Origin of the sequence: Microbacterium sp. SORGH_AS_0454, from assembly GCF_031453395.1 — a bacterium.
GTDB lineage: Bacteria > Actinomycetota > Actinomycetes > Actinomycetales > Microbacteriaceae > Microbacterium.
This window is the reverse complement of record NZ_JAVIYS010000001.1, coordinates 2,784,268-2,803,859: the sequence shown is the minus strand read 5'-3', so window position 1 is coordinate 2,803,859 and position 19,592 is coordinate 2,784,268. Positions and strand designations below refer to the sequence as shown.

The following is a 19,592-nucleotide window of genomic DNA, read 5'->3' as shown; positions in this document are numbered from 1 at the left end:
AGCGGTGCCCGATCCCGATGAACCGGGAACGGGCACCGCTGGGGAGGAGCCTCACGCGTCGGCGGTCTCGGCTGCCTCGCGGCGCTCGCCCCACACCTGGCGGGCGATCTGCGTGAACGCCTCGACGGGTTGAGCGCCGCTCACGCCGTACTTGCCGTCGATGACGAAGAAGGGAACGCCGGTGATGCCGTACTGCTGCGCCTGAGCCTGGTCGGCGCGCACCGCGGGCCGGTAGCGCTGCGATGCGAGGGCCTCGCGGGCGGCATCCTCGTCGAGCCCGGCCTCGACGGCGAGAGCGACGAGATCGTCGTCGCGGCCGACGTGGCGACCCTCGAGGAAGTACGCCGACATGAGCAGCTCGGCCAGCTCCAGCTGGCGGCCGTTCTCTTTGGCGAAGTGCAACAGCTCGTGCGCCTTGACGGTGTTCGTGTGCTTGAGGATGTCGAAGCGGTACTCGAGGCCGGCGTCGGCGGCGACGCCGGTCACGCGGTCGAGCATCTCGCGCGCCGATTCGGGAGAGATGCCTTTGTGCTGCGAGAGGTAGTCGACCTCTCCCCCGTCGAAGTCCTCGGGAGTGTCGGGCGAGAGCTCGAACGAGTGGTACTCGATCTCGACGACCGGGGCGTCGTCATCCGACGCGGTCGCGGCCAGGCCGTTCTCGAGGTTCCGCTTGCCGATGTAGCACCAGGGGCAGGCGATGTCGCTCCACACGTCAATCTTGATGGCATCCGTCATATCGCGTGCAACCGTTCGATGAGTCGATCTATTCCGTTCGCGGCATCCGTCACGCGGTGGGGGTGTCCACCGCCCCGCCGAAGCGGCGATCGCGCGAGAGGTACAGACCGATCGCGTCCCACAGGTGCGTGCGACGGAAGTCGGGCCAGAGGGTGTCCAGGAACACCATCTCGGCGTACGCCGACTCCCACAGGAGGAAGTTCGAGGTGCGTTGCTCGCCGCTCGAGCGCACGAACAGATCGACGTCGGGCATGTCGGGCTGATACAGGTTCTTGCGGATGAGCTTCTCGGTCACCGCGGACGGCTTGAGCTTTCCGGCCGCGATGTCGTCGCCGATACGGCGCATGGCATCGACGATCTCGACGCGTCCGCCGTAGTTGACGCACATGGTGAGCGTGAGGGTCGAGTTGCCCTCGGTGAGCCGCTCCGCGTGCTGGAGCTCCTTGATCACCGAACCCCACAGGCGGGGCTTCCGGCCCGACCAGCGGATGCGCACCCCCCACTCGTTCAGCTGGTCGCGGCGACGGTGCAGCACCTCGCGGTTGAAGCCCATGAGGAAGCGCACCTCGTCGGGGGAACGCGACCAGTTCTCGGTAGAGAAGGCGTAGACCGACAGGTGCTTCACCCCCGCCTGGATGGCGCCGGCGACGACGTCGAGCAGAGCGGCCTCGCCCGCCCGGTGCCCCTCGACGCGCGTGAGGCCCTGCCGATTGGCCCAGCGGCCGTTGCCGTCCATCACGATCGCGACGTGCTCGGGGACGGACCCCTTGGGGTAGCTCGGCGGATACTCGCCGGTCCAGTCGAGGGGGCGGTACGGCACGGCGTCGCGGTGCGTGAAGGGTTTGGGGGTCATGGATGCGACTCCAGGTGCGAGAGGGAACGGATGCCACGTTCGAGATGGAACTGCGCGTAGGCCGCCACGAGACCGGAGGCCGCCGCGGTCGTTCGGCCCGGGGCGGCGTCGACGACCTCCCACTCCCCCGCCATGAGCGCGCGGAGCACGTCGACCGTGTCGCGCGCCACACGGGGCGAGCCCGCCGGGGCGCAGGTGGAGCAGATGACACCCCCGAGCTGGGGCAGGAAGTAGTCGTGATCGCCGACCGTGCCGCAGCGCGCGCACTCGGTCAACCCCGGCGCCCAGCCGGAGAGAGCCATGGCGCGCAGCAGGTACGCATCGAGCACGCTGCGTTCGGCGTGCTCCCCACGGGCGAGTGAGCGCAGCCCGCCGACCAGCAGGAGATACTGCTGCGGGGTCGCCTCGGCTTCATTCAATCGGTCGGCGGTCTCGACCATCGCGCTGGCGGTGGTGTACCGGTCGTAGTCGGTGACGATGTCGGCCCCGTACGACCCGAGCGACTCGGCCTGCTGCACGATGTCGAGGTTGCGTCCCGTCGACAGCTGCACATCGGCGACCATGAACGGCTCGAGCCGAGACCCGAACTTCGAGGAGGTGCGTCGCACGCCCTTCGCGACCGCGCGGATCTTGCCGTTGCGACGGCTCAGCAGGGTGAGGATGCGGTCCGCCTCCCCGAGCTTGTGGGTACGCAGGACCACGACCTCGTCGCGGTAGGTGGGCACAGTCCATTATCCGCCCGGGCCCCCGAGAAGAGGCCGCGCGGGGCCGTGACGCGCCGCCCGCGGTCAGCGAGCGGGACTCTGCCGTCCCTGAAGGGGCCAGGAACCGTCGGGGACGGGCAGGTCGGGGCGGCTCTGCTGCAGGAAGTCGATCAGCTGCGGATACCCCAGCATGAGGCGCGTCGCCCCGAAGCGGGTCTTGCTCCCCGTCAGCGCGAGGATCCCCCCGAAACGATCGCCCGGGTTCGGGGCCAGAGCGGTGACCTCCGCGATCGGCACCTGCTGGGGGCCGCGCACGAGCCCGAACGACCACACCGAGTCGCCAGTGACCTCCAGACGCATACGTTTCATGCCCCGGGCGAGGAGGAGGAACAGAATTCCTCCCGCCAGCATCGCCGCCCCCGCGATCACCATGCCGATCTCGGGGTCGCGCACGAAGACGGCCGCGAGCAGTAGGATCACTCCGAGCGAAAGCACCGCGATGCCGACCGTGCGGATCAACATGCGCTGCCACATCCGCGTCGAGACCACGAAGAGCACGCCCTCTCGTGTGGCCCGGGCCGTCGCGCGCGACGGCGATCGTCGGATGATCGCCGTGACGACGGTCGTGATCACTCCCGCGATGAGAGCGGCCACGGCCACGCTCGAATTCGCCCCCCAGTGCATCTGCACACCTCTTCTGCGGTTCGTGACCGCCTCGACGTTCTCGGCAGCACGAAACGGCCCCCTGTCACGATGAAACCTCACCGACCGCCCGCGCGCGGCCACTGGACGCGCACCCGCGTGCGGTGCTACCGCAGCATCATCAGTGGTCCCGGTCGCGTCGCCCGCTCGGCTGAGCGCGGTCGAGGAGCCAGCGCGGCGACCGCAGCGTGCCGAACTCGGCAGACTCTGACGCGCCTGTCCGCTCCGCTCGCGTCACTCCCGGAGAATGGATGCCGTGAACCCCTCGGTCTTCGTCATCCCCCTGTGGGCGGATCTCACCGCCGTCGCCCTCGGCGGTGTTCAGGGGGCGCTGTTCGCCTCGGGGTTCCAGGGCCAGCGACGCCTCGATCTGCTGGGTGTGGCGATCATCGGCATCCTGCTCGGGATGGGCGGCGGTCTCATCCGCGATCTGCTGCTCGGGCTCACCCCCGCGACGCTCCAGAGCAACTGGTACCTCATCACCGCGACCCTCGCGTCGATCGTAGGAATGCTCCTGTCGGGGATCTTCCAACGGCTGAACCGCGCGATCATCATGCTCGATGCCGTCGTGATCGGTCTGTTCGGCGCCTTCGGCACGTCCAAAGCCCTGGCCTTGGGGATGCCGGCGGTGCCCGCCGTGTTCGTGGGGGTTCTCTCCGCGGCGGGCGGAAGCGTGCTGCGAGATGTGCTCATGGGTCTGCCGGTCGCGATCATGCACGTCGGCTCGCTCTACGCGGTGGCCGCCGGGGGCGGCTGCGTCGTGCTCGCCACGACCGCGGCGTTCGGCGTCCCGCTTCCGCTGGCGGCGGTGATCGGCCTCATCGTGACGACCGTCATCCGCGTGCTCGCGGTGATCTTCGACCTCTCCCTGCCCGAGCAGCGCAAGCTCTACCGCCGCAAGGTCGCGGTCGAGACCACCGGCATCCCGATCATCCGACCCGACGACGCGCCCTGAGCGCCGCACCGGCGCCGTGCGTCACGCGTCGACGACAACCTCGTCGCCCGTGCGGATCGTGCCGCCGCCGTCGACGGGGAGCAGCAGGATGCCGAGGGTCGGCTCGTCCTGGCCGAACTCGGACGTGAGTACGCGGAGCAGGCGCGCATCGCGCACGCCCGTGTCGGGATTCGCGGTGATCGCGGCGCACCGCTCGATCGGCTTCTGCACTTCGAACACCACCTCACCGATGCGCACGCGAGCGCTCCAGTCGAGCTCCGCCCAGGCGGCGGTGCCCCCGACGACGATGTTCGAGCGGAAGCGGCGATCGTCCACCGGCGCGGGGACCGTGGCATCCAGGGCGGCGACCGAGGCCGCGCCGTGGAGCGAGACGAAACCGCGCGGGCGGTCCTGGAAGCGCGCCGTGCGGCCGTCGCCCAGAAGACCGAGGGGCAGGATGCCGTCGGCCTCCAGCAACTTCGCGTCACTCGTCGTGCGCAGGTACGCCGTCACCGCCTCGGACAGGCGCGCGCGCCCGCTCTCACTGAGATCGGCCTCGACGTCGATGTCGTCCACCCGCAGCCGGAGCGTCTGCGACTCGTCGTCGAAGGTCAGATCGACCCGTGCGAGCGTGGGGAACGTCATCAGCGCGAGACCGCGGCTCTTCGGGAACGTCGCGTCCGCCGGCTCGAGGGCGTCGGCGAAGCGGAACACGAGCGAGCGGTCCCCCTGCACGCGGCCGTCGTCTTGGATGACGAGAGTGTCGCGTCTCTCGGGTGTGAAGCCTTTGACGGGATAGCGGTAGAGGGCGTCGACGCGGATCACCTGTTCATCCTGGCATCCGACGTCGCGGAACGCGTCCGAGCGGAGCTCAGTCACCGCCCGGAAGCATCTCTCCGAGGATCTGCGCCGCCGTTTCCGCGTCGATGTCGCGAAGAGCGGGGACGTCGAGGAAGTGCCGCGCCATGGTCACGCCCATGATCGATGCGACGAGGATCGCCGCTCGCTGGTGCCGGTCTCGATCGCCGCCCGCGGCGAGGGCCGAGGCTCGCTCGTCGAGATAGGCGCTCATCGCATCCGCGGCCTCCGGTGAGCTCAGCATCGAGCGCATCAGCGCGCGGGTGGGGGCGTCGAGCTCATGGAACCGAGCGAGCAGCACCTGCTCCAGATGGACGCCCACCTTGCCGTCCGCCTCGTCGAGCTCGGCGACGGGTCGTACCGCCAGAGCGAACAGAGCGCTCTTCGAGCCGTAGTGCTGCATCACGAGCGACGGGTCGACTCCCGCACGACCGGCGATCCGGCGGATCGTCGCGCCGGCCGGCCCCCGTTCGGCGAACTCCTCGCGCGCGGCCTCGAGGATGCGGTCGGCTGTTGCGGCGCGCTTCTCGGCTCGCGTCCCTGTGCGTTCCATGTCTCCACTCTACAAACGTTGAGCGAAGGCGTACTGTTTCGCTCATCACTTGTTGAGCGGAGGATGCCATGACAGAAGCACACACTCGCCGGGCGTTGATCGTCGGAGCCTCGCGGGGACTCGGCCTCGCCCTCGTCGAGGAGTACGCCCGTCGGGGCGTCGAGGTCGTCGCGACGGTCCGTGATGCCGAGAGCGAGGCGCTTCGCGCCCTGACCGAGCGGTTCCCGGTCGCCGTCGAGCATGTCGACGTCACCGATGCCCTGCAGATCTCGGCTTTGGCGCACCGGCTGGCGAGGGATCAGTTCGACCTGCTGTTCGTCGTCGCGGGCATTTCTCTCGCACCCGTCGACGAACCGGCGTCCGACATCGCCGATGACGCATTCACGCGGACCATGTTGACAAACGCGCTGGGCACCATGCGTGTCGTGGAGCGTCTCGCGGCCCTCGTCCCTCAGACGGGCACCGTCGCGGTGATGTCATCCGGCCAGGGCAGCGTCGCGAACAACACCTCCGGCGGTTTCGAGGTCTACCGCGCGTCGAAGGCGGCGCTGAACCAGCTGATGCGGAGCTACGCCGCGCGGCACGCCGCCGAACCGAAGACGCTGCTCTTGCTGGCACCCGGCTGGATCCGCACCGACATGGGCGGCGAGAGTGCAGGTCTCGACATCGCCGAGGCCATTCCCCCGCTCGTCGACACGATAGAGGCTCAGCACGGGACGCCGGGACTGCACTACCTGGACCGCCACGGTGCGACCGTGCCGTGGTGACACGGCTGCACGCGGGTGAATTCACGAGCGGGCGAGCACCTCGCCGTGCGGCAGCAGGATCCACCCGTCGGCGTCCGCCGCCCATTCGCGCCACGCGTCGGAGATCCGCTGCAACGTCTCGTCGTCGGCGAGTCCGAGCCTCTTCGCGTGGCCCGCGAAGGCGGAGGCGAGCACTCGGTCGGCCCACATCCCTCCCCACCAGGCGCGTTTGTCGGGGGTGTCGAAGACCCACACGCTCGCACTCGTCTCGATGCGCGTGAAACCGGCCTCACGGGCCCAGGCCTTCAGGACCCGGCCGGCGTCGGGCTCGCCCGACACCCCGCGGTGCACTCCGTGATAGACCTCGAGCCAGTCGTCGAGGGCGGGGATCCGCGGATGCCAGATCACGCCGCCATAATCGACGTCGCGCACCGCGACCAGGCCGTCGGGGCCGGCGACCCTGCCGAACTCGCGCAGCGCCTCGACCGGGCGGGCGAGGTGCTGCAGAACCTGGTGGGCGTGCGCGATGTCGAACGACCCGTCGGGCACGTCGAGGGCATACGCGTCGCCGGTGCGGAACTCGACGTTCTGGCGGTCCCCCGCGGTGGCGCGGGCGATCTCGATCACGTCGGCGGCGGCATCCACTCCGACGACCCGACCCGGGAAGACCCGGTCGGCGAGGTCGACGGTGATGGTGCCGGGGCCGGCCCCCACATCGAGGATGCGGGCGCCGGCGGACAGCGAGGACACCAGGTACGCCGCCGAGTCGGCGACGGTGCGTGCGGCGTGAGAGCGCAGCACGCTTTCGTGGTGTCCGTGGGCGTAGGCCACGGCCGTTCGCTCCGGACCGGAGTCAGACGCCGGCGAGGGCGTCGGACGACTGCCGCGTGCGGATCGCGCGATTGACACCCGAGACGATCGCCTTGAGCGAGGCGGTAGAGATGTCTCCGTCGATGCCGACGCCCCACAACCGCTGGTCGTCGACCTGCAGTTCGACGTAGGCGGCGGCCTGCGCGTCACCGCCCGAGCTGAGAGCATGCTCGACGTAGTCGTACAGCGTCACCTCGAAACCCTGCGATCGCACGATCTCGAGGAAGGCAGCGACCGGACCGTTTCCCACAGCCGACGCGGGGCGGCTCGAGTCGCCGTCGCGCAGCGTGATGTCGAGGTGCACATCCCCCGACATGTCGCTCGCCGAGCGGGTCGAGAGCAGTTCGAAGCGGCCCCAACGCTGGTCGTCGTCCGTCGACGGCAGGTACTCGTCGGTAAAGATGTCCCAGATCTGGCTGCTGGAGACCTCGCCGCCCTCGGCATCGGTGCGGGCCTGCACGACGCCGGAGAACTCGATCTGGAGCTTGCGGGGCAGATCGATCGCGTGATCGGCCTTCAGCAGGTAGGCGACCCCGCCCTTGCCGGACTGCGAGTTGACGCGGATGACGGCCTCGTACGAGCGCCCCAGATCCTTCGGGTCGATCGGCAGGTACGGAACCGCCCACTCGATGTCGTCGATGCTCTTGCCCTCTGCGTCCGCGCGGGCCTGCATCGCCTCGAAGCCCTTCTTGATGGCATCCTGATGCGAACCGCTGAACGCGGTGAACACCAGGTCGCCGGCCCAGGGGCTGCGCTCGGGGACGGGCAGCTGGTTGCAGTACTCGACGGTGCGCTTGACCTGGTCGATGTCGCTGAAGTCGATCTGCGGGTCGATGCCCTGCGTCAACAGGTTGATGCCCAGGGCGACGAGGTCGACGTTGCCGGTGCGCTCACCGTTGCCGAACAGGCAGCCCTCGATGCGATCGGCGCCGGCCAGGTACCCCAGCTCCGCGGCGGCCACGGCCGTGCCTCGGTCGTTGTGCGGGTGCAGCGACAGGATGACGTTCTCGCGGTGGTTCAGGTGGCGCGACATCCACTCGATCGAGTCGGCGTAGACGTTGGGAGTCGCCATCTCGACCGTGGCGGGCAGGTTCAGGATGACCTTGCGCTCGGGAGTGGGCTCGAAGACCTCGAGCACCTCGTTGCAGATGCGCAGCGCGAACTCGAGCTCCGTCCCGGTGTAGCTCTCGGGCGAGTACTCGTAGTAGACCTCGGTCTGCGGGATGGTCTTCTCGTACTGCTTGCACAGCCGCGCACCCTCGAGGGCGATGTCGACGATGCCCTGCTGGTCGGTACGGAACACCACCTCGCGCTGCAAGACGCTCGTGGAGTTGTACAGGTGCACGATCGCCTGCCTGGCACCGGCGATTGCCTCGTACGTGCGGGCGATCAGGTGCTCTCGCGCCTGGGTCAGCACCTGGATGGTGACGTCCTCGGGGATCAGATCCTCTTCGATCAGCTGACGCACGAAGTCGAAGTCGGTCTGGCTCGCGCTCGGGAACCCGACCTCGATCTCCTTGTACCCCATCTTCACGAGGAGGTCGAACATGACGCGCTTGCGCTCCGGGCTCATCGGGTCGATGAGCGCCTGGTTGCCGTCACGCAGGTCGACGGCGCACCAGCGGGGGGCGACCTCGATCCGCTTCGACGGCCAGGTGCGATCGGGCAGATCGACCGCGATCTGCTCGTGGAACGGACGGTACTTGTGCACCGGAGCGGACGTGGGCTTCTGGGTGTTCTTCATGATGTGTCGCTTCTTTAGATTCGTTCGGTGGGGCCGACGACGATCTCCGCGACGAGGAAGGCCCTTAGATCGAGGACTCGTCGCGGCAACTAAGAAGAAGCTGGCCACCGAAGCGCATGCAGCGATCGTAGCAGTCCCTCACGCGCCGCTCGCGTCCCCGACCGTCCACTCGCGATCGAGGACGGCGTAGACGAGCAGGTCGCTCCATCGCCCCTTGAACCACTCGTTCTCGACGAAGTGCGCCTCGCGACGCAGGCCGAGGCGCTCGGCCAGCGCCACGGAACGCGCATTGTCAGCGTCGATCTGGGCGACGAGACGCCGGAGGCCGTAGACCTCGAACGCCATGTCGATGAGCGCGCGCACCGCCTCGGTGGCGAGACCGCGACCCGATGCCGCCGGGCTCACGACCCACCCGATCTCGGCGGATCCCGCCTCGATGTCGAGGTGGAAGAGCACGAGGTCACCGATCACCGTGCCGTCGTTCTCGATGACGAGCATGACACCGCCGCGCTCGCCCTCGAGCGAGGTCCCTCCCATGAGGTGGCCGTTGCGGCAGCGGATGTCGTCGGGCGACTGCGGCTCGAACGGCAAGAAGCGACAGACGTCGGCGTCGCCGCGATAGGTCGCCATAGCCTCGAGGTCGCTCTCTTCGAACGGACGCAGACGCACGCGCTCGCGAACGGCCTGGAGCGACTCCGGCGCCGGGGGCAGAGAGAACGGTGACCCACTCACGGCAGCAGCGCGACCTTCCCGCCGGGGTGGCCGTCCATGACGAAACCGACGGCCTCGACCGCCTCGGTGAGGGGGTACGTCCGAGCGAGGGGGACTTCGAGATCACCGGATGCCGCCAGCTCGAGCACCCGGGCACGGGCGATGTCGCGGAAGCGGGCGCTCTCGGGGCGCGAACCCGCGATCCACAGCACGCCGTCCTTCTTCGCGCGCTCGGGGTCGACGATCGTGACGATGCGGTCGCGCTCGGCGACGAGGGCGAGGGAGACCTCGAACGCCTCGTCGGTGCCGACGGCGTCCCACGCCGCGGCGATGGGGGCGCCTTCTGCCGCCGCCTCGACGCGCTCGCGCAGACCGACGCCGTAGGCCACCGGAATGCCGCCGTAGCGACGGACGCGGTCGGCCGAGTCCTCGGCATCCGGCCCCACCGTCCCGATGACTCGGACGCCGAGCTCGCGCGCCTGCTGGAGCAGGCTGACGCCCACCGCACCGGAGGCGGCATGGAGCAGGACGGTGTCACCCTCGACGACACGGGTGACCTGGATCATCTCGGCGGCGGTGGTGCCGGCGAGCAGGAGGTTCGCGGCCTCGGGGTGCGAGAGGTTCGCCGGCTTGGCGAAGACGTCGCGCGCGGGGACCGTGAGTTCGGTGGCGTAGGCGCCGTGCACGCGGAAAGCGACGACCTCATCGCCTACGCGAAGCGGGCCCGAGCCGCCGAGGGCATCGGGGCCGACGGCGATCACCTCGCCGGACAGCTCGTAGCCGATCGGCACGGGGAACTCGGCGCCGGGGCGCGCGGTGGCGACGTGCTTGGCGTCCGCGGGATTGACACCCGCCGCGTGCACCCGGACGCTCACTTCACCCGGGCCGGGAGGCGCGAGCTCGACCTCGTCGAAGCTCCACGTGTCGATCGGGCCCGGAGCCGGGGCCGTCCACCTCATCGCCATGGTCACGCCTTTCGTTGCGGGTGTTCGCCGCCGAGCCGCGACCGGGCACGACAGGTTCGGAGAGGGGCGGTCAGAAGCCGAGGCGACCGAGCTGCTTCGGGTCGCGCTGCCATTCCTTGGCGACGCGGACGTGCAGGGACAGATAGACGCGACCGCCGACGAGCGGCTCGATGCCGGCGCGGGCGCGCGCTCCCACGTCGGCCAGGCGCGAACCCTTCTTGCCGATGATGATCGCCTTCTGGCTGTCGCGCTCGACGACGATGTTCGCCCAGACGTCGGTGAGGTCGCTGTCCTCGCGCGGAGCGACGTCGTCCACGGTCACCGCGATCGAGTGCGGGAGTTCGTCGCGAACGCCGTGAAGGGCTGCCTCGCGGATGATCTCGGCGATGCGGTCCTCGAGGGCCTCGTCGGTGACGACGTCGTCTGCGTACAGCGCGGGGCCGACCGGCATGAGGGCGAGGAGCTCGTCGCTCAGCACGTCGAGCTGGTCGTTCGTGACGGCTGAGAGCGGGATGACCGCAGCCCAGTCCTCGCGAAGCGCGTCGACCTCGATGAGTCGCTCGGTGATCTGATCGCGCGTCGCGGCATCCGTCTTCGTGACGAGGGCCACCTTCTTCGCGCGCGGGTAACCCGAGAGCGATTCGGCGATGCGGCGATCGCCGGGACCGACCTTCTCGGTCGCGGGGGCGCAGAACGCGATCACGTCGACGTCGCCGAGCACCTGTTCGACGAGATCGTTCAGACGCTGACCGAGAAGGGTGCGAGGACGATGGATGCCGGGAGTGTCGACGACCACGAGCTGACCGCCGGGACGGTTGACGATGCCGCGGATGGCGCGGCGGGTGGTCTGCGGCTTGTCGCTCGTGATGGCGACCTTCTCGCCCACCAGGGCGTTGGTCAGCGTGGACTTGCCGACGTTCGGCCGGCCCACGAAGGTCACGAAGCCGGATCGGGTGTCGGTCATCTGTCGTTCCTCTCACGCGGCGAGGGCTCTGCCTCGGCGTCTTCATCGTCCATCGTCTCAGCCCGCTCCACGATCACCGTGGCGATACCGCGGTTGCGACCGCGCGAGGTGCCCCCGGTCATGACGAGACCGGAGTGCTCGGCCGTCGCGCCCGGCTGTGGGATGCGGCCCAGGGCCTTGCCCAGAAGGCCGCCGATGGAATCCACGTCTTCGTCGTCGAGTTCGAGACCGAACAGGTCGCCGACCTCGTCGAGGCCGAGACGCGCGTTCACGCGGTAGCGGCCGTCGCCCAGCTCGACGATCTCGGTGGACGGGGCGTCGTACTCGTCGGCGATCTCGCCCACGAGCTCTTCGATCAGGTCTTCGAGGGTCACCAGGCCCGCGACTCCGCCGTACTCGTCGACGACGAGGCAGACGTGCACGGCGTCCTTCTTCATCTGCTGGAGAAGGGTCTCTGCCTTCATCGACTCGGGGACGAAGACGGCCGGACGCGCGATGCGCCGAATCGGGGCATCGCGCCAACCGGCCTCGTCACGGAAGCCGAACTGGACGAGGTCCTTGAGGTACAGGACGCCGACGACGTCGTCCGCCTCGTCGTCGGCGAGGGGGATGCGGGAGACGCCCTTCTCGAGGAACAGCGCGAGTGCCTCGCGGGAGGTGGCCGCGGCATCCACGCTCACCATGTCGGTGCGGGGGACCATCACTTCACGCACGTAGCGGTCGGTGAAGTCGAAGACCGAGTGGATGAGCTCGCGATCGTCCTGCTCGATCAATTCGTTCTCGGCGGCCTCGTCGATGATGCTGAGCAGCTGCTCCTCGGACGCGAACGAGGTCGAGTGGGCGACACCGGGCGTCACGCGGTTGCCCACCGCGACGAGGCCGTGGGCGAGGGGTCCGAGCAGGATGCGCATGCCGCGGATGACCGGCGCTCCCCCGCGGAGCAGCCCGCGAGCGTGCTGCCGTCCGACGGAGCGCGGACTCGCGCCGACGGCGACGAAGGAGATACCCGTCATCAGCACGGCCGCCGCGAGGACCGCGAGCAGGATGTTGTCGAAGATGAGCATGAAGGCCGCGGCGACCAGCACAGCCGCGGTCGTCTCGGCGAGGACGCGGATGAAGGAGACGGCGGTGACGTGGGCGTTCGTGTCGTCGCCGATGCGACGCAGAGACCGCGCGTTGCGGCCGCCCGACCCGAGCTCGATCAGGTCGACGCGCGAAGTCACGCCCAGCGCCGCCTCGAATGCCGCCATCAGGCCGCCGAAGGCGACGAGGAGGAAGGCGGCGACGAGGAGCAGGGCCTCGGTCATGCGCGGCGCTGGCGCTCGACGGCCTGGAAGCCGGTGATGAGCTCGCGCTGCAGGCCGAACATCTCGCGCTCCTCGTCGGGCTCGGCGTGGTCGAAGCCGAGGAGGTGCAGGAGCCCGTGGGTCGTGAGCAGGATCAGCTCGTCCTGCGTGGAGTGCTTCGCCGCGACGGCCTGGGTTTCGGCCACAGCCGGGCAGAGCACGATGTCGCCGAGCAAGCCCGCGGGCGTGGGGGCGTCTTCGGAGCCGGGACGCAGCTCGTCCATCGGAAAGCTGAGCACATCGGTGGGGCCGGGCTCGTCCATCCACTGCACGTGCAGGGATTCCATGGCGCCCTCGTCGACGAGCACGATGGCCACGTCAGCGTCGGCGCTGACGTGCAGCTCCGCGAGGTTGTACTCCATCAGACGCAGCAGGACCTGCTCGTCGATCTGGTGGTCGGACTCGTTGTTGATCTCGATCGTCATGAGCGGTTTCGTCTCGGGAGGTGATCGCGGGGACCGGCGGCGCTCGGGCCGCGTCGCTCCGCACGGGTGGCGAATTCGGATGCCTCGTCGCGTTCGCGACGTGCGGCCAGGCGCTTCTCGTCGTACTCGCTGTAGGCGTCGACGATGCGGCCCACGAGGTTGTGGCGCACGACGTCGTCGCTGGTGAGGCGGGAGAAATGGATGTCGTCGATGTCGTCGAGTACGCGCGTGACGAGCCGCAGTCCCGAGGCGCCCTGCGGGAGATCGACCTGCGTGATGTCGCCGGTCACGACCATGCGCGTGCCGAAGCCGAGGCGCGTGAGGAACATCTTCATCTGCTCGGGCGTGGTGTTCTGCGCCTCGTCGAGCACGACGAAGGAGTCGTTCAACGTGCGACCGCGCATGTACGCCAGAGGCGCGACCTCGATCGTGCCGGTCGCCATGAGCTTGGGGACGATGTCGGGATCCATCATCTCGTTGAGCGCGTCGTAGAGCGGGCGCAGATAGGGGTCGATCTTGTCGGTGAGCGTGCCCGGGAGGAACCCGAGCCGCTCCCCCGCCTCGACGGCCGGCCGCGTCAGGATGATGCGGTTGACTTCTTTGCGCTGCAGCGCCTGCACCGCCTTGGCCATGGCCAGATAGGTCTTGCCGGTACCGGCGGGGCCGATGCCGAAGACGATGGTGTTCTCGTCGATCGCGTCGACGTACTCTTTCTGGCCCGCGGTCTTGGGACGGATGGTCTTGCCGCGCGACGAGAGGATCGCCTCGCCCATCACCTCGGAGGGGCGGGGACCGCCGTCGGAGAGCATGCGGTTCGAGCTCGACACGTCGGACGGGTCGAGGCCCTGCCCCGAGCGGGTCATGCTGAGCAGTTCGTCGACGAGGCCGCGGGCCGCGCGCACCGCACCGGGTGCGCCCGACAGGGTGATCTCGTTGCCGCGCACGTGCACGTCGACGTCGGGGTGTTCCTTCTCGACCACGCGGAGGAGGCGATCCTGCGGGCCGAGAAGCTGCACCATGGCCACGCCGTCGACCTGGATGTGGTCAGAGACGGTCTCTTCGGCGGAATCAGCCACCCAAGCTCTTTTCGTTCAGGCCACCCGCGAGGACGTGGGCGTGCACATGGAAGACGGTCTGGCCGGCGCCCTCGCCGGTGTTAAAGATGAGGCGGAAGTCGCCGTCGGCATGCGCGGCGGCAACCGAGTGGGCGAGCCCGATAATCTCGGCGAGCAGGTCGGGATCGCCCGCGGCCAGCTCGACGACGTTGCGGTACTGGTGCGTCTTGGGGATGACGAGCAGGTGCACCGGCGCCTGCGGCGCGATGTCGCGGATCGCGAAGGCGTTCTCGGTCTCGGCCACGATCTCGGCGGGGATCTCGCCCCGCAGGATGCGCGTGAAGATCGACGGTTCGCTCATAGCATCCAGTCTAGTGACGGCCTCCGACACCCAGGTCGGGGGTTCCGGCATCCGTCGCTCTCCGAGGCGCCGGCACGGGCTGGAGGTCGGGGCGGAGACGTCGGGCCTCGATCTCCGCAAGCGCCGGGGCGGAAAGGTGAAACGCCGTCACCAGCGCCCGTATGCCGCCGACAGCACCGAGATCGCCGCAGCCCCCGCGGTCGAGGTCCGCAGCACCGTGTCTCCGAGGCGCACGAGCCGCGCGCCGGCCGCCACGAGCGCTGAGAGCTCCTCGGGCGCGATCCCGCCCTCCGGGCCGACGACGAGCAGCACCTCGCGGCCGTCCGGCGCCTCCGCGGCCACCTCGGTGAGGCGAGCGGATGCCGACGGCTCGAGCACCAGGATCACAGCGGTGCCCGCAGCCTCGACGAGGTCGGCGGTGTGCGCAACCGCCCGGACCTCGGGTATCCAGGCACGGTGAGCCTGCTTCGCCGCTTCACGGACGATGGCGCGCCAGCGTGCGAGACCCTTCTCGGCCTTCGAATCCCACCGCGAGACGCTTCGCGCTGCCTGCCACGGCACGATCGCATCGATACCGAGCTCGGTGGCTGCCTGAACGGCGAGTTCGTCGCGGTCACCCTTGGCGAGGGCCTGGACGAGCACGAAGCGCGGAGCGGGTGCGGGCAGCTCGTCGCGCCCGGTGACGCGGACGTCGACCTGCTTCGGGGTCGCCGCGGTCACGATGCCCGACAGCCACACACCGCGACCGTCGCCGAGCGTCACCGCCTCGTCGACGCGCACGCGCCGGACGGCCGAGGCGTGGTGCGCCTCGGCGCCGGTGAGCTCGACGGTGTCGCCCGGTCGGGCGGAACCGGCATCGTCGGTGACGAAGTGCAGTGCCACGATCAGTGCCGGAAGCGGTCGCGGAACTTGCTGAACATGCCCTGCTGGTGCTCGGCCAGGCGGGGCTTCGGGGCCTTGGTGCGCTTCGCGAACTCCTCGATGAGGGCGCGCTCCTTGTGGTCGAGGCGGGTGGGGGTGACGACGTGCACGCCGACGCGGAGGTCTCCGCGCTGGCTCCCCCGCAGCGGCGTGATCCCGCGGCCCTTGATGGTCAGGACGTCGCCGGATTGCACGCCCGGTCGCACCTCGAGGTCGACGCTGCCGTCGAGGGACTGGATCGTGGTGTTCGTGCCGAGGATGGCATCCGGCATCGACACCTCGAGGGTCGCGACCAGATCATCGCCCTCTCGGCTGAAGGAATCGTGCGCCTCGACGGTGATCTCGAGATAGAGGTCGCCGTTGGGACCGCCCGCGGGCCCGACCTCGCCGGAGCCGGGCAGCTGCAGGCGCAGGCCCGACTCCACACCGGCGGGGATGTCGACCGACACCGTGCGCCGCGCGCGCACGCGCCCCTGCCCCTGGCAGGTGCCGCACGGGTACGGAATGGTCGTGCCGTGACCCTGGCAAACACTGCAGGGAGCGCTGGTGACGACGTTGCCGAGCAGGCTGCGCACCGTGCGCTGCACGTGGCCGGAGCCGTGGCAGATGTCGCAGGTGACCTCGCTGGTGCCGGGCTGCGTGCAGGCTCCCTGGCAGGTCTCGCACAGCACGGCGGTGTCGACCTCGAGGTCGCGGTGCGTGCCGAAGACGACGTCGCCCAGGTCGAGGGTGACGCGCACGAGGGCATCCTGGCCGCGCTCACGACGCGAACGCGGACGGGGTCCGCGGCCGCCGCCGCCCTGACCGCCGCCACCGAAGAACGTCTCGAAGATGTCGCTGAAGCCTCCGAAGCCGGCCGCTCCCCCGCCGCCGAAGGGGCTCTGGTCGCCCCCCATGTCGTAACGGCGACGCTGCTCCGGGTCGCTCAGCACGTCGTAGGCATGGGTGACGAGCTTGAAGCGCTCTGAGGCGTCGTCTCCGGGGTTCACATCGGGGTGCAGCTGGCGCGCCAGACGGCGATACGCCTTCTTGATGTCTTCGGGGCTGGCGTCGCGTTCGACGCCGAGGACCTCGTAGTGGTCAGCCACAATCGCCTTCCTGTCCGCTTGCGCGGGGTCGTTCTCGGGTGGGGTGCTCGGAGAGTTCGTCGTCAGCGAGACGTGTCGTCGTCTTCGAGCATCCGGGTCAGATAGTGCGCGACGGCGCGGACCGCCGCGAGATTGGAGGAGTAGTCCATGCGGGTAGGGCCCAGCAGACCGACACGCGCTCCGCCCGTCGAGCCGTCGTAGCGACTGGCCAGCACCGAGGCCTCGACGAGACCGAAAGGCTCGTTCTCGCGGCCGATGCTGGCCGACAGGCCCTTCTCGTCGGCGACCATCTCGCTCATCAGACGCAAGAGCGTCACCTGCTCCTCGATGGCCTCGAGCAGCGGGTAGATGCTGCCGCGGAAGTCGGACTCGCGCCGGGCGAGCGTCGCGGCCCCGGCCATGACGAGGCGGTCCTGGCGGAACTCCTCGAGCTCTTCGCCCACGATGCGCAGCACCGCGTCGGAGATCGCGTCGAGGGCGACACCGGGCCGTGGTCCGTCGGCGAGCACCGCCTGCACCTGGTGCGAGCTGTCGGCGACGCTGCGTCCGACAAGCACCGCCCCCACGCGGGCGCGCAGCTGCACGACGTCTGCCTCGCTCGGCTCGGCGGGTACGAGAGCGATCCGTTGCGACACCCGGCCGGTGTCGGTGACGAGGATCACCAGCACGCGCGGTCCGCCGAGGGCGACGAGCTCGACGTGGGTCACGTTGGCACGGGCGAACGAGGGATACTGCACGATCGCGACTTGTCCGGTCAGCTGGGTGAGCGCGCGGACGGTGCGGGCGAGCAGGTCGTCGAGATCGCCCGCTTCGTCGAGGAACGAGGTGATCGCGCTGCGCTGGGCGCCCGAGAGCGGGCGGAGTTCTGAGAGGTGATCGACGAAGACGCGGTAGCCCTTGTCGGTGGGGACGCGCCCCGACGAGGTGTGCGGGGCGACGATGAGCTCTTCGTCTTCGAGCAATGCCATGTCGTTGCGGATGGTCGCCGCCGACACCCCGAACGCGTGGCGGTCGACGATCGCCTTGCTGCCGACGGGTTCGCGCGTATCGACGTAATCCTGGACGATCGCGCGGAGCACCTGGAGGCCTCGTTCCGACACCATGAGCTGCTCCTCCCGTCTGGCACTCGCATCTGCGGAGTGCCAATTCTACGGGATCGGTCCGACACGGTGCCGGGGGCTCGCGGATCAGACCGTGAGCGCTCGCACCACGGCATCCGCCAGCAGGCGCCCGCGCAGGGTCAGCACTATGCGTCCCCTCACGGCATCCCGGCCCTCGATCAGGCCGTCGGCGATGAGGGATGCCACCGCCTCACGCCCTTCGCCGAGGATCTCCGAGACCGCCAGCCCCTCGCGGATACGGCTGCGCAGCAGCACCGACTCGAGTCGGCGCGCCGTCTCGTCGGGGCGTTCCCGCGCCGCGGCCGGAGACTCGAGCGCGGCCAGGCGCTGCGCGTACGCCGCGGGGTGCTTCACGTTCCACCAGCGCAGGCCGCCGACGTGACTGTGCGCACCGGGGCCGAACCCCCACCAATCGCTCCCGCGCCAGTAGGCGAGGTTGTGCCGCGAGCGGTGCGAGACGCCTCGCGACCAGTTCGACACCTCGTACCAGTCGAACCCGGCGGCACCGAGCAGCTCGTCGGCCAGCTCGTACATGTCGGCCTGCAGATCGTCGTCGGGCATGGACACGACGCCCGAGCGGATCTGGCGTGCGAGCTTCGTGCCGTCTTCGACGATCAGCGCGTACGCCGAGATGTGGTCGGGTTCGAGCGCGATGGCTGCGTCGAGCGACGCACGCCAGTCGTCGAGCGACTCCCCCGGCGCGCCGTAGATGAGGTCGACCGACACGTCGAGGCCGGCCCGGCGAGCTGCGGACACGGCGGTGGCGACGTTCAGGGGGTCGTGCGTGCGGTCGAGGACCGCGAGCACGTGCGGCCGCGCCGACTGCATGCCGATCGACAGGCGGGTGACTCCGGCGTCGGCGAGCGTGCGCGCGACGGCGTCGTCGACCGTGTCGGGGTTCGCCTCGACGGTGACCTCGGCAGCGGCGTCGATCCCGAACTCGTCGCGCACCGCTGCGAGCATGCGTGCCAGATCCCCCGGCGGCAGAAGCGTGGGCGTGCCCCCTCCGAAGAACACGGTGGATGCCGGGCGGCGGCCGCCCGCGGCATCCATCACTCCCCCCGCCAGGCGTACTTCGGCGGCGAGCGTGTCGGCGAAGTCGTCTTGCCGGGCGCCGCGCAGCTCACTCGCGGTGTACGTGTTGAAATCGCAGTAGCCGCAGCGCACCCGGCAGAAGGGAACGTGCAGGTAAACACCGAAATCGGCCGTGGGGTCGATGTCGAGGTCGGCCGGTAGGTGTCCGTCGACGGGGGCGGGGTCTCCGAGCGGGAGGGGACCGCCCATCAGGACGCGTACAGCGGCGAGATGGCGCGCAGGTACCGGTCGAACAGCGCCTTGCGGCGGCGGCGCACGCGGCTGGTGAAGAGGCGGTAGGTGGGAGCGGTGGGGCGATCGAACGCGCGGACCACGAGCCAGACCTCGTCGTTGTCGCGCCACTCGACCGCGAACAGCTCTTCGCCGCTGACGATCGAGTGACCGACCGTGCCGAGGATGAACCCGACGCGGCGGGGTTCTTCGAAGACCGAGATGACGCGCAGCTCGGCGTCGGCACGGTGACCGTCGACCTTGCCATGCAGGCGGACACCCGTCCCAGGGCTGACGAAGGGCGTGCCGTCGGCGGCGAAACGCTGCTCGGCCTCGAGGCTGCTGGGCGCGACGGGTGCGCCGTCGGCGTCGAAGCCGACGCCCGAGTACCCCTCGCCCGATGCCGGGCGCACATCGCTGATGCTCAGCTCGCCGGTGCGCAGCGGAGCCCACGACAGCAGCAGCTCGCTCGCCGAGGCGAAGCGCTCCTCACCGCTGCCGATGCGCCACGCGTCCTCTGCGGGAACGGAGTTCTCGGGCGGGTACTGCATCAGATCGTGCGCCTGGGTGGCGCCGACAGCCGCGTAGTCGACCGTGTCATCGGTGAAGTTCTGCCTGCGCATGGTTCACC

General features: G+C 69.6%; 22 protein-coding genes. 2 read left to right on the top strand and 20 right to left on the bottom strand.

What is annotated here, in order from left to right; all coding sequences use genetic code 11:
* Positions 1–51: 51 nt before the first annotated feature.
* The 4 genes from QE454_RS13535 to QE454_RS13520 form a co-directional block, all read right to left on the bottom strand.
* A complete protein-coding gene (locus tag QE454_RS13535) occupies positions 52–735 on the bottom strand; it encodes a DsbA family protein (RefSeq protein WP_210074917.1) in 684 nt (227 codons plus the stop codon).
* Positions 736–784: 49 nt separating this feature from the next.
* The gene (locus tag QE454_RS13530; protein ID WP_210074916.1) at positions 785–1,588 is read right to left on the bottom strand and encodes an isoprenyl transferase; all 804 of its coding nucleotides are present in this window, start codon (positions 1,586–1,588) and stop codon (positions 785–787) included.
* Positions 1,585–2,313: a DNA repair protein RecO gene (gene recO / locus QE454_RS13525; RefSeq protein ID WP_210074914.1), complete on the bottom strand. Its 729-nt coding sequence runs from the start codon at positions 2,311–2,313 to the stop codon at positions 1,585–1,587. The genes QE454_RS13530 and recO overlap by 4 nt, the downstream gene beginning before the upstream one ends.
* A 63-nt stretch (positions 2,314–2,376) precedes the next feature.
* On the bottom strand, positions 2,377–2,952 hold the full coding sequence (locus QE454_RS13520; protein WP_307460617.1) for a hypothetical protein: 576 nt from the start codon (positions 2,950–2,952) through the stop codon (positions 2,377–2,379).
* A 298-nt stretch (positions 2,953–3,250) separates the two neighbouring features.
* On the opposite strand from QE454_RS13520, the gene QE454_RS13515 reads away from it, so the two are divergent.
* The gene (locus tag QE454_RS13515; RefSeq protein WP_210074911.1) at positions 3,251–3,949 is read left to right on the top strand and encodes a trimeric intracellular cation channel family protein; all 699 of its coding nucleotides are present in this window, start codon (positions 3,251–3,253) and stop codon (positions 3,947–3,949) included.
* A gap of 21 nt (positions 3,950–3,970) precedes the next feature.
* On the opposite strand, the gene QE454_RS13510 is transcribed toward QE454_RS13515, so the two are convergent.
* Positions 3,971–4,807, bottom strand: coding sequence for an MOSC domain-containing protein (locus QE454_RS13510; protein ID WP_307460622.1), 837 nt, complete (start codon positions 4,805–4,807; stop codon positions 3,971–3,973).
* Positions 4,800–5,339, bottom strand: a complete 540-nt coding sequence (locus QE454_RS13505) for a TetR/AcrR family transcriptional regulator (RefSeq protein ID WP_307460625.1) — start codon at positions 5,337–5,339, stop codon at positions 4,800–4,802. Before QE454_RS13505 ends, QE454_RS13510 begins: the two co-directional genes overlap by 8 nt.
* Before the next feature lie 68 nt (positions 5,340–5,407).
* Between QE454_RS13505 and QE454_RS13500 the strand changes: the two genes are divergently transcribed.
* Positions 5,408–6,106: an SDR family oxidoreductase gene (locus QE454_RS13500; protein WP_307460630.1), complete on the top strand. Its 699-nt coding sequence runs from the start codon at positions 5,408–5,410 to the stop codon at positions 6,104–6,106.
* 21 nt (positions 6,107–6,127) lie between these two features.
* Here the strand turns inward: QE454_RS13500 and QE454_RS13495 are convergent, their stop codons facing one another.
* The 14 genes from QE454_RS13495 to QE454_RS13430 form a co-directional block, all read right to left on the bottom strand.
* The gene (locus tag QE454_RS13495; RefSeq protein ID WP_307460633.1) at positions 6,128–6,916 is read right to left on the bottom strand and encodes a methyltransferase domain-containing protein; all 789 of its coding nucleotides are present in this window, start codon (positions 6,914–6,916) and stop codon (positions 6,128–6,130) included.
* Between the two features lie 22 nt (positions 6,917–6,938).
* A complete protein-coding gene (leuA, locus tag QE454_RS13490) occupies positions 6,939–8,699 on the bottom strand; it encodes a 2-isopropylmalate synthase (protein ID WP_307460637.1) in 1,761 nt (586 codons plus the stop codon).
* Between the two features lie 138 nt (positions 8,700–8,837).
* The gene (locus tag QE454_RS13485; protein ID WP_307460640.1) at positions 8,838–9,431 is read right to left on the bottom strand and encodes a GNAT family N-acetyltransferase; all 594 of its coding nucleotides are present in this window, start codon (positions 9,429–9,431) and stop codon (positions 8,838–8,840) included.
* Positions 9,428–10,375, bottom strand: a complete 948-nt coding sequence (locus tag QE454_RS13480; RefSeq protein WP_307460643.1) for an NADP-dependent oxidoreductase — start codon at positions 10,373–10,375, stop codon at positions 9,428–9,430. Before QE454_RS13480 ends, QE454_RS13485 begins: the two co-directional genes overlap by 4 nt.
* A 70-nt stretch (positions 10,376–10,445) precedes the next feature.
* The gene (gene era, locus QE454_RS13475; protein ID WP_267787197.1) at positions 10,446–11,339 is read right to left on the bottom strand and encodes a GTPase Era; all 894 of its coding nucleotides are present in this window, start codon (positions 11,337–11,339) and stop codon (positions 10,446–10,448) included.
* Positions 11,336–12,646: a hemolysin family protein gene (locus QE454_RS13470; protein WP_307460647.1), complete on the bottom strand. Its 1,311-nt coding sequence runs from the start codon at positions 12,644–12,646 to the stop codon at positions 11,336–11,338. The genes era and QE454_RS13470 overlap by 4 nt, the downstream gene beginning before the upstream one ends.
* A complete protein-coding gene (ybeY, locus tag QE454_RS13465) occupies positions 12,643–13,110 on the bottom strand; it encodes an rRNA maturation RNase YbeY (RefSeq protein WP_210074894.1) in 468 nt (155 codons plus the stop codon). Before ybeY ends, QE454_RS13470 begins: the two co-directional genes overlap by 4 nt.
* Positions 13,107–14,129, bottom strand: a complete 1,023-nt coding sequence (locus QE454_RS13460) for a PhoH family protein (RefSeq protein ID WP_267789409.1) — start codon at positions 14,127–14,129, stop codon at positions 13,107–13,109. Before QE454_RS13460 ends, ybeY begins: the two co-directional genes overlap by 4 nt.
* A 49-nt stretch (positions 14,130–14,178) precedes the next feature.
* Entirely contained in the window at positions 14,179–14,526 is a 348-nt protein-coding gene (locus QE454_RS13455) for an HIT domain-containing protein (RefSeq protein WP_307460649.1), read from the bottom strand.
* Positions 14,527–14,673: 147 nt separating this feature from the next.
* Complete coding sequence (locus tag QE454_RS13450; RefSeq protein ID WP_307460650.1) at positions 14,674–15,408, bottom strand: 16S rRNA (uracil(1498)-N(3))-methyltransferase; 735 nt, start codon at positions 15,406–15,408, stop codon at positions 14,674–14,676.
* A gap of 2 nt (positions 15,409–15,410) precedes the next feature.
* Positions 15,411–16,535, bottom strand: coding sequence for a molecular chaperone DnaJ (gene dnaJ / locus QE454_RS13445; RefSeq protein WP_210074886.1), 1,125 nt, complete (start codon positions 16,533–16,535; stop codon positions 15,411–15,413).
* A gap of 62 nt (positions 16,536–16,597) precedes the next feature.
* Positions 16,598–17,638, bottom strand: coding sequence for a heat-inducible transcriptional repressor HrcA (gene hrcA / locus QE454_RS13440; RefSeq protein ID WP_307460653.1), 1,041 nt, complete (start codon positions 17,636–17,638; stop codon positions 16,598–16,600).
* An 84-nt stretch (positions 17,639–17,722) separates the two neighbouring features.
* Complete coding sequence (gene hemW / locus QE454_RS13435) at positions 17,723–18,940, bottom strand: radical SAM family heme chaperone HemW (RefSeq protein ID WP_210074882.1); 1,218 nt, start codon at positions 18,938–18,940, stop codon at positions 17,723–17,725.
* Positions 18,940–19,584 (bottom strand): DUF1990 family protein, encoded by a 645-nt coding sequence (locus QE454_RS13430; protein ID WP_210074880.1) that lies wholly within the window; start codon positions 19,582–19,584, stop codon positions 18,940–18,942. Before QE454_RS13430 ends, hemW begins: the two co-directional genes overlap by 1 nt.
* Between the last annotated feature and the right edge of the window lie 8 nt (positions 19,585–19,592).

Coding starts and splice junctions, on each gene's coding strand:
- QE454_RS13535 (WP_210074917.1), bottom strand. CDS start 735: ATGACGGATGCCATCAAGATTGACGTGTGGAGCGACATCGCCTGCCCC.
- QE454_RS13530 (WP_210074916.1), bottom strand. CDS start 1,588: ATGACCCCCAAACCCTTCACGCACCGCGACGCCGTGCCGTACCGCCCC.
- QE454_RS13505 (WP_307460625.1), bottom strand. CDS start 5,339: ATGGAACGCACAGGGACGCGAGCCGAGAAGCGCGCCGCAACAGCCGAC.
- QE454_RS13500 (WP_307460630.1), top strand. CDS start 5,408: ATGACAGAAGCACACACTCGCCGGGCGTTGATCGTCGGAGCCTCGCGG.
- leuA (WP_307460637.1), bottom strand. CDS start 8,699: ATGAAGAACACCCAGAAGCCCACGTCCGCTCCGGTGCACAAGTACCGT.
- QE454_RS13480 (WP_307460643.1), bottom strand. CDS start 10,375: ATGGCGATGAGGTGGACGGCCCCGGCTCCGGGCCCGATCGACACGTGG.
- era (WP_267787197.1), bottom strand. CDS start 11,339: ATGACCGACACCCGATCCGGCTTCGTGACCTTCGTGGGCCGGCCGAAC.
- QE454_RS13470 (WP_307460647.1), bottom strand. CDS start 12,646: ATGACCGAGGCCCTGCTCCTCGTCGCCGCCTTCCTCCTCGTCGCCTTC.
- ybeY (WP_210074894.1), bottom strand. CDS start 13,110: ATGACGATCGAGATCAACAACGAGTCCGACCACCAGATCGACGAGCAG.
- QE454_RS13460 (WP_267789409.1), bottom strand. CDS start 14,129: ATGGTGCAGCTTCTCGGCCCGCAGGATCGCCTCCTCCGCGTGGTCGAG.
- QE454_RS13455 (WP_307460649.1), bottom strand. CDS start 14,526: ATGAGCGAACCGTCGATCTTCACGCGCATCCTGCGGGGCGAGATCCCC.
- hrcA (WP_307460653.1), bottom strand. CDS start 17,638: ATGGTGTCGGAACGAGGCCTCCAGGTGCTCCGCGCGATCGTCCAGGAT.
- hemW (WP_210074882.1), bottom strand. CDS start 18,940: ATGGGCGGTCCCCTCCCGCTCGGAGACCCCGCCCCCGTCGACGGACAC.
- QE454_RS13430 (WP_210074880.1), bottom strand. CDS start 19,584: ATGCGCAGGCAGAACTTCACCGATGACACGGTCGACTACGCGGCTGTC.